This window comes from Pseudoflavonifractor capillosus, from assembly GCF_016902575.1.
GTDB classification, from domain to species: domain Bacteria; phylum Bacillota; class Clostridia; order Oscillospirales; family Oscillospiraceae; genus Enterenecus; species Enterenecus capillosus_A.
Genome location: NZ_JACSNZ010000054.1, coordinates 1 through 12301 on the forward strand (window position 1 = coordinate 1; position 12301 = coordinate 12301).

A 12301-nucleotide genomic window follows, 5' to 3' on the forward strand; every position below is an offset into this window, starting at 1 on the left:
TTGGAGTTGGGAGAACTCCAATTTGCGCATCATATTTGCCGTTATTCCCCAAACTATGACCAGAACCCCTGTTTTCGCTCAATGAAAACAGGGGTTCTTCGACAGTCTGGAAAGGGTCTGCTGCAAAATTATCATTTTGCAGCAGACCCTTTTATGTGGTCATGCTTATATGTTCCACACCTATGGCCTCAGCTGTGGAAATATTCCTCCAGCACCTCCCACTCAGAGAAATGCTCCCGCACCCCGCAGGTCTCAATATAGGTCTCATGCCCCTTGCCCAGCAGGGCCACCATATCCCCGCTCTGGGCCAAGTCCAGGGCCTGGAAAATGGCCTCTTTCCGGTCGTAAACGACCTGCCAGGGAATTTGACGGCCCAGGGCCTGGGTGATGGGGCGGCAGATATCCTCCACCGGCTCCCACCGGGGGTTGTCGGTGGTGACAATGGCGTAATCCGCCAACTCCGCCGCCACCTGAGCCATGTCCAGCCGCCGCATGGGGGGCCGATTGCCCCCCGCACCAAATACCACGATGATTTTCCCATGGGGGTAGCAGTGCAGGCAGCTCAAAATGGCCCGAAAGCTGGCGGCATTGTGGGCATAGTCCACGATGACACGCACACCCCGGTCATTGGGATAGACCTGGGCACGACCGGGGACGGTGGCCTGGGCCAACCCCTGACGGATCACCGCCTGAGTCAGTCCCAGCTGCCCACACAGAGCTGCTGCGGCCAAAGCGTCCTGGACGTGGTGCCGTCCGGGCAAGGGAATGTCCACAGGGGCATCCCACCCGGCGATGGTGAACCGGGTACCCAGGGCATCGGGGTGCTCCTGGGGCGCCACTGTCACCCCCTGCACATCACAGTTGGGCGCAAAGCCAAAGGTGGTGATGGGGGCCTCTGGAGGCAGCTGGGCGGCCATCTGGGGCCACGCCATGTCCTCCCCGTTGCCCACACCCAGGGCACACTGGGCGAAAAAACCAGCCTTGCAGGCGGTGTACTCGGCATAGTCGGCGTGCTCCCCTGGGCCGATGTGGTCTGGGGATAGATTGAGAAAGACACCTCCGGCGAAGGTCAGACCCGCCAGGCGGTGGTGCTTCATGGCCTGGGAGGACACCTCCATCACCACATGGGTGCACCCTTGCTCCACCATGTCGTGGAGCAGCCGGTGGAGGAGCAGCGGCTCCGGGGTGGTATTGGGACAATCCTCCCACTTCTCCTTGCCCACATAGGCCCCCATGGTGCCGATCATGCCGGTGGAATACCCGGCGGAGAGGAGGATGTCCCGTACCATGTGGGCGGCGGTGGTCTTGCCCTTGGTGCCGGTGATGCCAATGAGGGTGAGGGATTTGGCGGGGTGGCCATAGAAGGCAGCGGCCAGATGGGCCAGAGCAGAGCGGGGATCTTCCACCACAAAGAGGGGGACAGCGCAGGCTAGGGGCACTGGGGAGACAATAGCAGCTGCCCCCTGGGCCACTGCCTGTTGGATGTACTGTGTGCCGTCGGTATGTGCCCCGCAAATGGCCACAAAGAGGGCCCCGGGGGTGACGGTACGGGAGTCACAGGTGAGGGCGGAAATGTCCACATCCTGGTCGCAGGAGTGGCCAATGGCAGCCAGCAGGTGGGAGAGCTTCATGGGTCAACACCTCTTAAAGGGGAGATTTTGACCCAGTCTATGCAGGGGGTAAAAAGGGGGTTCCTTTCATGGAAAAGGAACCCTTCTTTCGGTGGATGGGAGTAGGCTTGCCAGCCTGGGGGACGCTCCGCTGGGCCCGATTTCTTAGCGATGAGAAATCGGGGAAAGAATCGCCAAAGGCGGGGCCTTCCCCCGCCTTGTGGAATCCACCCCGCTGGTACTGGATATTCCTGCGTCCTTCTGTTTCCGGCCCTTAGTCTGGTATGGTCACATAGATGGTTTGGCAGGTTTCAGGAAAATGCCTGCTTCTCTGGTAGATATGACTTCTACCGCCAGGGCCTCATCTTGGTATGCAGCTGTTCCCAGCTGCCGGGAGCCAGGCTTCCGGCGGTGGGAACACCGCTCCACCAGGGTAGGCCCGGACATGGGAACCGCCCAGCCATAGGGCCAGTTGCCCAGGGTGTCTTGGTGTGGTGGAAGTTACAGGAGCCACAGCAAGAGTGACGGGCCGACGATGGGCTTGACGCAGTTTCAGCCTCGTACCCCACAGGGGGGTACTTAGGGGGGAACGCCCTAAGCGGGTTTTTCGTCTATTTTTGCCCGGTCAAAAATAGACCCCAGCGGAGCGTCCCTCCCAGGGACGCAGGGTTTCACCAGGGCAATGGCGGAACAAATGGCAAACAAAAAACCGGAGAAGCAGAAACTTTCTGCCTCTCCGGTTGATATTTTATTTGATTGTCTCTCAGGGCGTGAGAATGGTGCCGGACACCCGCTGGTGCAGCACGTCCAGCAGCAGCACATGCTCACAGTGTCCGTCCAGGATGGACACCTCGCCCACCCCGCTCTCCAGAGCGTGGAGGCAGCCCTGGACCTTGGGCACCATGCCTCCGGCGATGAGGCCGGCATCCATCAGCTCCTTTGCCCGCTGGGCGTCCATATGGGCCACGGCAGTCTTGGTGTTGTGGCTGTCAATGAGGATGCCTCCCACATCGGTGAGGAACACCAGACGGTTTGCATGGAGGGCCTCGGCGATGGCCTGGGCGGCGTCGTCGGCGTTGCAGTTATACCCGGCCCCGTCGCCACCGGCGATGGGGGAGATGACGGGGAGGAAGCCCGCTCCCAGCAGGGTCTCCAGCAGGCGGGTGTCCACCTGGGTGATCTGACCAACCCGGCCCAGGGCGGGGTTTTTACACTGAGCAGTGATTAGGTGGCCATCCTTGCCGGACACACCCACCGCCGCCACGTCCAAATCATTGAGGGCAGAGACAATGGCCTTGTTCACCTGGGCGGACAGCGCCATCTCCGCCACACCCAGAGCAGCCTCATCGGTGACCCGGTAGCCGTTTTCAAAGTGGGTGGGCACCTGGAGCCGCTCCAGCAGGGCGGTGATGTTTTTCCCGCCCCCGTGGACCAGCACCACCCGCAGGCCAGCCATTTGCAGGGTGGCCACGTCCTGGAGGATGGAATCCACCGCCCCGTCAGGGGTGAGTGCAGAGCCGCCGTATTTTACCACCACGGTCTGGCCCGCCATCTCCTTCAGGGCAGGGAGAACGGAGGAGATGGAGCGCACCTTCTCCAGGCCGTCCAGGCCGTGGGTGACGTCGTATTCTTGCAGGAAGGTCTTGGCGTAGTCCACATCCGAGGGGGTGTCGATATACTCCAGGCCCCGCTTCTGTCGGGTTTCGGCGCCCTTGCCGGTGATGAGGATGACGGTGGGCTCTTTGCAGCCCAGAATGGCCTGGCGAATGGCCTCGCCCCGGTTGGGCTGAATGTCATAGGCGCAGCCCTGCTCTGCCACATAGGTGGCAATCTCCTTGCAGATGGAGACGGTGTCCTCTTCCCCGGAGTCCTCCTCGGTGAGCACCACCAGGTCGGAGTACTTGCCCGACACCTCGCCCAGGTCTCTCCGGCGGTCCAGGGCCTTTTTGCCGGGACAGCCGAACACGGTGACGATGCGCCGCCCGGGGTACTCCTCCAGCACGGACTTGAACAGGGTCTCAAAGCTCATGCGGTTGTGGGCGTAGTCCACAATGGCGGTGATGTGGTCGTTGGCGTTGGTGTACACCTCCATACGACCCGGCACCCGGGCCTTCATGAGGCCCACATAGATGCACTGCTGGGGGATGCCCAGGGCGTGGCACACGGCAATGGCGGCCAAGGCGTTCTCGGTGTTGAACAGCCCCGGCATGGTCAGCTGGAACTCCCGGGACTGGCCCCCAGCGATGGTGACCCGGAAGATGATGTCGTTGCCCCGCTTGCGGATGTGGGAGCCGTACACGTCTGCCTTGGGGTTGGTGCGGGAGAAGGTGACCACCCGGCGGCAGTCCCGGCGGGCGGCCTCCTCCACCCGGTCGGCGTGGTCACAGTCCAGATTGATGCAGGACACCTCCGCCTGGGCGAAGATTTTCAGCTTGGACTGGAAATAGTCCTCAAAGTCCGGATGCTCAATGGGGGAAATGTGGTCGGTGCCGATGTTCAAGAAACAGGCGGCGGCAAACCGGGTGCCCAGGGTACGGTGGTACTTCAGGGCTTGACTGGACACCTCCATGGTGAGGTAGCCCAGGCCGGAGGAGAGGGCGTTGGCGAAGTGCTTTTGCAGCTCCAGGGGTTCGGGGGTGGTGAGGTGGGACTCAAACTCCTCCACCCCGTCGTAGGTGTCAATGGAGGAGATGACGCCGCAGCGCACGCCACGGCTGGACAGATACTCGTCCAGAATGTACTTCAGGTAGTAGGTGGTGGAGGACTTGCCCTTGGTGCCAGTGATGCCAATGACATTCAGCAGCCGGGAGGGGTCGTTGTAGTACAGCACTGCAAAGGGGGCGATGACCTGACGCATATCATTGACGTGGATGCAGGGCAGGTCCACCTCTGGATAGGGGGTCTCACTGACATAGGCAAAGGCCCCCTGCTGGGCGGCCTGCTGGAGGTATTCCGCCCGGAAGTGGGCCCCTTTACATAGGAAAAGGGTGCCGGGGACGACGTTCTTGGAGTCGTAGGACACCAGCTCCACCGGGCGGGACAGGTCCAGCCCAGCAGGAAGGGGATCGGCCAGGAGGTTTTTGGTGGTGAGGAGATGGCAGTAGGTCTCCAAGGGATATATGGTTCGATTCATGACAGATACCTCATTTGTCAACAAGTGGTTAGATGGTACGCAGCTGGTAGCCGCAGCGGGTGACGGCGGTCTCCGCCAGCACCTCCATGGCATCCACATAGAAGGCGGGCAGGTTGTGGTAGGTGCGGAACACAGACAGCTCGGTGCAGGCCAGAATGGCGCAGTCGCATCCGGCCTTTCGCATGGCCTTGTCGATGGCGGCAAACTTCTCCCGGCTCCCCCGCTCCCCCTGCTTGATCTCGTCGTAGATGATGGACATCACCAGGGCCTGGGTGTCCGGGTCGGGGGCCACGGCAGTCAGGCCGTACTGGGCGCAGGCGGCCTGGTACAGCCCGGACTGGATGGTGCCGTCGGTGGCCAGGATGGCGGGACGGTGACGGCCCTGGGCGTAAATGGCGGCGGCAGTCTCTCGAATCATGTGGAGGATGGGGGTGTGAATGTCCCCTTGCAGCTTGTCCACAAAGAAATGGGAGGTGTTGCAGGGGATGGCAATGGCGGTACAGCCGCAGTTCTCCAGCAGCTGTGCGTCCCTCAGCAGCCGCCCGTACAGCGCCCCGGTGTCCCCGGAGAGGATGGCGGCGGTACGGTCGGGCATTTTGGTGTCGGACAAAATGAGGGTGGGCAGGTGCTCCTGGTCACAGCTGGCCTCGGTGCGGTCCAGCACATACTGGTAAAAGACCTGGGTGGCCTGGGGACCCATACCCCCCAAAATGCCCAGCTTTTGTTCACTCATAGTTGGAAATCCTCGCTTTTAGTTCTGGGGCTTCTTGCAGTACTTGCGGAAGCGGTGGATGTTGCCCACGTGGTTTTTCAAGATCCGGAACACCCGGCCGGGGGTGTAGTCGGGGCGGTACTCCATGGAGTGGTGATCGGCTCCCAGCCGAATCAGAGCCTTCATCTGGGGGTGATAGGCCTTGGGGATAAATGCATAAGCCAGAGACCGGGGGATCATGCGCCACAGGCTCTGATTTTTCACCACGGTGAGGGGCAGGTCCTTCCCTTCCACCAAATCTCCCACCAGATAGGTGGCGATGTTGTGGCCGGAGCCGGTGACATAGTAGTTGGAGCGGCCCTGACGGCAGTTGATCTCAAAGGCCTTGTATTTGCCGTCCCGCTGGTCGTACTTGATGTCGAAGTTGGAGAAGCCCACATAGCCCAGATCCTCCAGCATCCCCCGTATCTTGTCACACAGCTCCTGCTGGTGCTCGGTGATGATGACAGCGTGGTTGCCGATGCCGTGGGGAGAGTGCTCCTCCAGCAACACATGGCCCAGACACATGAGCTTGACCTTGCCGTGCTGGTCGGAGTAGTTGGTGAGCACTCTCATGTAGGTGTCGTCCCCGGGAATGAACTCCTGGAGGATCATTTTACCCGGATACCCGGCGGCGTACACCTCATCCAGGGCGGAGAGAAGCTCCTCCCAGGTGTCGCACAGGTACACCTTTTTCAGCTCACTGTGGCCGGTGGCCCAATAGGCCACGCCGTCGGCAGGCTTGGCGATATAGGGCGCCCCAAAGGGGGGCTTAAAATCGTGGCCCATCTCCTTGGTGTAGACAAAGGTGGTGGGGTGGTCGATGCCGTACTCATCGCACAGGGCATAGAACTGCTCTTTATCGGTGAGTCGGTCCAGCATCTCACCGGAGATGTAGTTGCACTTGACGTTTTCCGGGAACTTGTCTTTCAGGTGGGCGGCCAGCTTCACATAGCTGTCTCCGCAGCCCACCACCAGCACCGTCTTGGGCGCCACTTCCCGGGCCACGTCGCAGACGTTCTTTAAGAAGGCGTCGGCGTTTTCGTTTTCCAGGCAGGGGCGGTAGTCGATGATGGAGCTGAAGGCGCAGGGGAAGGTGGCGGCGAACTTGCCGAAGGCGATGCTCTTCACGCCGTAGGCCTCATGAAAGGCCCGGGCCACACTGTAAACATTGATGTCCCCGCCGAAGAGGAGGGGCTGGAAGGAACAGGTTTCCATTTCAAAGAGGACTCCTTTATAAGATTCTCAAAAATGCAAGCATTTTTTCGAGGGGATGCAGCCCGCTGCATGCAGAATTGGGTCAAAGGACGACCCAATTCCACACTTGCGGGCCGAGAAGTGTATTTTCCCATGCGCATGTCCTGGGAAAATACGTGATTTCAATTTATTTTCCCATCTGCGGATGGGAAAACTCTGCCGAGGGCTTTTATCCTTTGGCTCTCTGCACCAGGAACACGCCCTGGATCTGGGACAGCTTATTGATGACCCCGGTGAGCTCGCTGCGGTCTTTCACCGACAGCTCCAGGAAGATGGTGGCGTATCCATCGGGCTGTGAGCGGGCGGAGAGGTTGTTCACCTTCACCTTCTGGGTGGACAGTGCCATAGCCACATCCAGTGCCAGACCGTCCCGGTCTTTGGCGGAGATCTCCAGAGAGGTGCGGTAGCTGATCTGATCTCCATCCACCCAGGACACCGCCACCCAGCGGCCTGCCTCCTCCGGCTTGCGGCGCAGAGGGTCGGCGTTGGGGCAGTCCTTGCGGTGGATGGACACGCCATAGCCCCGGGTGATGAACCCCACCACCGGGTCACCGGGGACAGGGGTACAGCACTTGGAGAATTTGACGGTACAGTTGTCCAGCCCCTCCACCAAAATGCCGCTGGAGGAGTGACGGGGCTTCTGCCCTGTGGGGGTGGTGGTCTTGGCGGCGGGGAAAATGGTCTCCCCCTTGCTCAAGGAGGCCTGGAGCACCTTCTGCTCGGCCTTGTGCTGATCCTCCCGGGTCAGGCGGATGATCTCTTCTTTGATGCGGGCCACCGCCTTCTGGGCGGACAGGCCGCCGTAGCCAATGGCGGCGTATACCTCATCCAGGGAACCGTAGCGCAGGCGGCGCAGCAGGGCGTCGGTGACTTCGGCGGAGGCGGTGACCTGGGACATGGTCAGGCCCATGTGCTTGAGCTCGGTTTCAAAGGCAGCCCGGCCGGTGGCAATGTTCTCCTCCCGGCGCTCCTTTTTGAACCACTGGCGGATCTTGTTCCGGGCCTCGTTGGACTTACAGATCTTCATCCAGTCCCGTCCGGGGCCACGGGCGGCCTTGGAGGTGATGATCTCCACGATGTCCCCGTTTTTCAGCGGCGTGTCGTAGGTGACGATGCGGCCGTTGACCCGGGCGCCCGTCATGGAGTTGCCCACGGCGGAGTGGATAGAGTAGGCAAAGTCGATGGGGGTGGCACCGGCAGGCAGGCTCTTCACGTCCCCGTTGGGGGTGAAGACAAACACCTCGTCGGCAAACATATCCACCTTCAGGGTGCTGACGAACTCCTCGGCGTCGGTGTCCTGCTGGCTTTCCAGCAGCTTGCGCACCCACTCAAATTCCTTCTCACTGCCCAGGTTGTCGTTGGCCATGCCCTGCTTGTACTTCCAGTGGGCGGCCACGCCGTATTCCGCAGTCTGGTGCATCTCCCAGGTGCGGATCTGCACCTCGAAGGGAATGCCGTCCCGGCCGATGACGGTGGTGTGCAGGGACTGATAGCCGTTGGGCTTGGGGGTGCCAATGTAGTCCTTGAAGCGGCCCAGCACCGGGTTATACATATCGTGAATGGAACCCAGCACATTATAGCAGCTTGGAATGTCGGGGACAATGACACGGAAAGCATATAAATCAAAAATTTCTTTGAAATTTTTGTTCTGTGTGTACATCTTCCGGTACAGGGAGTAGATGTGCTTGACCCGGCCGTACACCTTGCACTGGATGCCGTCGGCGGCCAGGCGCTCCTCCAGCTGCTGCTGGATGTTGGAGAAGAACTGGGCATTCCGGGTGGTGATGCTCTCCAGTTCCTGCTCCACCTCTTGGTATCCGATGGGGTCCAGGTAGCGCAGGGAGATGTCCTCCAGCTCCCACTTGATGCGCTGCATACCGAGGCGGTGGGCAATGGGGGCATAAATCTCCATGGTCTCCAGGGCCTTCTCCCGCTGCTTTTTCTCCGACTGGTACTGGAGGGTGCGCATATTGTGCAGCCGGTCGCACAGCTTGATGAGGATCACCCGCACGTCCTGGGCCATGGCCATGAACATTTTGCGCAGGTTCTCCATCTGCTGCTCCTCTTTGGAGGTGTACTGCATCCGGGTCAGCTTGGTGACCCCCTCCACCAACAGGGCCACGGAGGAGCCAAAGATCTTGGCAATGTCCTCGTGGGAGGCGTCGGTGTCCTCGATGCAGTCGTGGAGCAGGGCGGCAATGACAGAGTCCAGATCCAAATCCAGCTCCGCCACAATTTCCGCCACCGCCAGGGGATGGGTGATGTAAGGCTCCCCGCTTTTGCGCAGCTGGGTGCCATGGTGGGCGTTGGCATATTCAAAGGCGGTGCGCAGCCGGGCCACATCGGCGTTGGGGTTGCGCTGGAGCACCTGCTGCTCCAATTCCTGATAGCGTGTGGCGATGGATTCCATGGTAGTACCTCCTTTCCCCCGCAAAATAGGGGGATGTGTGGGTTGCTCCCACATTCTCTCTCATAGTTTTCTCACTTCAGGCCCAAATCATGCCGCAGCTGCCGCAGCATACCCGCCTGTTCCAGATCCACCTTTTCCCGGGGGCGGCACAGCTGCACCGTGGCCAGCTGCTCCTCCACCGCCATGCGAATGAGCCCCCGCTCATCCATCACATGCAGGCACACCAGGGTCTTGCCATAGGAGCTGCGGCCGGAAAAGCTGCGGGTGGCCTGACGCACCAGCTGATCCACAGGGGCCTGGGCGGGGCCGGAGGCGCACAGCTGCTCCAGATAGCGCCACAGCTGAGCGAAGTCCCGGCGCTGGGGGAGCATCACCGATGCCTCCCAGGGGGACAGGGTCTCCCCCGAGCGCAGGCGGTGGAACAGATTGCGCTCCAGCTGGGAGCGCGTGGGGGCGGGACGCAGGTCGCACAGCTGCAACTGCACGGTGCGCACCCCCCGGAACTGATTGATTTGCAGGGAAAAGATGATGTCCAGCCGCTGTCCGTTCTCAATGCCGCAGGCCTGAGAATTGGCGGAGAAGAAGATGGCATCCATCACCACTCCGTCCCGGCGCAGCTTCAACTTCATATGCCGCCCGCCCCCCACATCTGTATGGGAGAGCACGCACACCGAGCGCAGCAGAAACACCGGCTTGGGGTTGCCAGACCCGAAAGGCTCCAGCAGAGACAAAGACTCTGCGTTCTCGGTGGATATCAGGGAGCAGTTGGGGATCTCACAGTCCACATCCACAGCCGACTCCATGGGCTGATGCCCGGCGTATTCCCCCACCAGTTGGGCGAGGGCGGCACGCAGGGCGGGAATGTTGTCCCGGCGCACCGAAAATCCGGCGGCCAGCTCGTGGCCGCCGTACCCCTCCAACAAAGGGGCACACTGCTCCAGGGCCGCAAACAGGTTAAAGCCCCCAAAGGAGCGGCAGGAGCCTTTGCCCTTGTCCCCGTCCAGACTGATCATGAAGGCGGGGCAGGCGTATTTTTCCGCCAGTCGGGAGGCCACAATGCCGATGACCCCCTGGTGCCACCCCTCCCCGGCCAGTACGATCACCGGGGCGGACAGGGCGGGGGTATGGGTGAGCAGTTGATCGCAGTGCTGAAAAATTTCCAGCTCGATGGCCTGACGCAGCCGGTTGAGCTGGCACAGCTGCTGGGCCAGCTCCTGGCCCCGGGCCGGGTCTGTGGTGAGCAGCAGCTCCAGGGCCACTCCCGCCTGTTCCATCCGTCCAGCGGCGTTGATGCGGGGGGCCAGGCCATAGCCCACCGTCACCGTGGAGGGCACTTCCCCCCGGGGACAGCCCGCCTCCCGCAGCAGGGCTTGGAGTCCGGGCCGGGCGGTGTGGGCCAGCTGCTCCAGCCCCATGTGTACCAGGGCACGGTTTTCCCCCTGGAGGAGCATCACATCTGCCACCGTGCCGATGGCCACCAGTTCCCCGTAGTCAGCCAGCACCTGGGTGCGCTGGGCACAAGGGGTCAGGGCCAGGGCCAGCTTCAAAGCCACCCCCACCCCGGCCAGGTCGGAGAAGGGATAGGGGCAGTCGGGGCGGCGGGGGTCTACCACGGCGGAAGCCTGGGGCAAGGTGTCCTTACACTGGTGGTGGTCGGTGACCACCACGTCCACACCCAGGCTGCGGGCATGCTCCACCTCCCGGATGGCGGTGATGCCACAGTCCACGGTGACAATGAGGCTCACCCCCTGGGCCTGGAGGGTGTCAATGGCGTTGTTGTTCAGACCGTACCCCTCTTCGGTGCGGTCTGGGATGTAGCTGATGACCTGCGCCCCCAGACTGCGGAGGAATTGGGTGAGCAGGCAGGTGGAGGTGATGCCGTCCACGTCGTAGTCTCCGTAGACAGCTATGGTCTCCCCCTGTTGCAGGGCCAGAGTGATGCGCTGAGCCGCCTTCTCCATGTCCCGGAGGAGAAAGGGGTCGTGGAGCAGCTCCGGGCCGTGGGCCAGAAAGGCCGAGGCCTGTTGGGCGCTGTCCATCCCCCGGGCACTGAGCACGGCGGCGCATAGGGGGGGCAGTCCTGCCCCTTCCAGCTCCGTGCACACCCCCGGCCTGCCGGGTGGACGGAGATTCCACCGATCATATTTCATTGGGTTCATTCCTTAAGAAAAATTATCTCCAATTATATCAAACTTAAGGAAGTTTTTCAACCGCTCCCCCGGGAGAACCCCGGAGAGAATCGGAAAAATGAAACAAATGTTTGACATTATCTTTATGACGTGGTAAAATGGGAAAAAAGATGAAACACCCGGGAAAGGAGCTGGGCGGTATGAGCAAACTCAGCCAGAAGCAGCAGGAGATCTACGACTACATCTTGTCCTTTGCCCAGGAGAATGGGTACCCTCCTTCGGTGCGGGAGATTGCCCAGCATGTGGGGCTCAAGTCCCCCTCCACCGTCCACTTCCACCTCAAGGGCCTGCGGGAGGCGGGACTCATCAGCCAGGCGGAGGGAAAGACCCGGGCCATTACCATCACCGACGGCTGTCACAACCGCCGGGATCAGGTACCTTTGGTGGGCTCGGTGGCGGCAGGCAGCCCCATTCTTGCCGAGGAGTGTATTGAGGACTACCTGACCTTTGACACCGGCGGACGGGTGGGGGAGCACTTTGCCCTGCGGGTTCGAGGGGAGTCCATGCTGGAGGCTGGGATCCTGCCCGGCGACCTGGTGGTGGTACACCAGCAGCATGAGGTGAAAAGCGGAGACATTGTGGTGGCCCTGTTTGACGACGAGGCCACAGTGAAGACCTTCCGGCGGGAAAACGGCCATGTGTGGCTGTATCCGGAGAACTCCAGCGGGGAGTACCAGCCCATTGACGGGGAGGGGTGCTCCATCCTGGGCCGGGTGGTAGCAGTGGTGCGGCGCTATTAAGCGCCGCACTGAGCGTGTGGAACTTTTTCGATACGCTTCTCAAAAATGCAAGCATTTTTTCGAGAGGATACAGCCCGCTGCATGCACCCTTGGGTCAAAGGTCGACCCAAGGCCACACTGGCGGGCTGAGAAGTGTTTTTTCCGATGCGCATGTCCCCGGAAAAAACAGGATTTCAATTTATTTTCCCGCCTGGGGGCGGGAAAACTCTGC

At 61.2% G+C, this 12301-nt stretch carries 8 protein-coding genes; 1 reads left to right on the forward strand and 7 read right to left on the reverse strand.

Translation table 11 applies throughout. The features are described 5' to 3' along the window. Positions 1-188: 188 nt before the first annotated feature. The 7 genes from H9X86_RS10800 to recJ all read right to left on the reverse strand — a co-directional run bounded on the left by H9X86_RS10800 (position 189) and on the right by recJ (position 11311). Positions 189-1631, reverse strand: coding sequence for a UDP-N-acetylmuramoyl-L-alanyl-D-glutamate--2,6-diaminopimelate ligase (locus H9X86_RS10800; RefSeq protein ID WP_204901531.1), 1443 nt, complete (start codon positions 1629-1631; stop codon positions 189-191). Between the two features lie 267 nt (positions 1632-1898). Next, positions 1899-2057 (reverse strand): hypothetical protein, encoded by a 159-nt coding sequence (locus H9X86_RS10805; RefSeq protein ID WP_204901532.1) that lies wholly within the window; start codon positions 2055-2057, stop codon positions 1899-1901. A 316-nt stretch (positions 2058-2373) separates the two neighbouring features. After that, positions 2374-4743: an acetylglutamate kinase gene (gene argB / locus H9X86_RS10810; RefSeq protein ID WP_204901533.1), complete on the reverse strand. Its 2370-nt coding sequence runs from the start codon at positions 4741-4743 to the stop codon at positions 2374-2376. 28 nt (positions 4744-4771) lie between these two features. Beyond that, positions 4772-5476 carry a cysteate racemase gene (gene cuyB / locus H9X86_RS10815; RefSeq protein WP_204901534.1) on the reverse strand — a complete coding sequence of 235 codons (705 nt, stop codon included), beginning with the start codon at positions 5474-5476 and terminating at the stop codon, positions 4772-4774. 18 nt (positions 5477-5494) lie between these two features. Further along, entirely contained in the window at positions 5495-6712 is a 1218-nt protein-coding gene (locus H9X86_RS10820) for a carboxylate--amine ligase (protein ID WP_204901535.1), read from the reverse strand. Positions 6713-6920: 208 nt separating this feature from the next. Continuing rightward, on the reverse strand, positions 6921-9161 hold the full coding sequence (locus tag H9X86_RS10825) for a RelA/SpoT family protein (protein WP_204901536.1): 2241 nt from the start codon (positions 9159-9161) through the stop codon (positions 6921-6923). A gap of 71 nt (positions 9162-9232) precedes the next feature. Then, positions 9233-11311: a single-stranded-DNA-specific exonuclease RecJ gene (gene recJ, locus H9X86_RS10830; protein WP_204901537.1), complete on the reverse strand. Its 2079-nt coding sequence runs from the start codon at positions 11309-11311 to the stop codon at positions 9233-9235. A gap of 179 nt (positions 11312-11490) precedes the next feature. Here recJ and lexA point away from each other — a divergent pair, with 179 nt between their 5' ends. Then, a complete protein-coding gene (gene lexA / locus H9X86_RS10835) occupies positions 11491-12090 on the forward strand; it encodes a transcriptional repressor LexA (RefSeq protein WP_204901538.1) in 600 nt (199 codons plus the stop codon). Positions 12091-12301 lie beyond the last annotated feature (211 nt).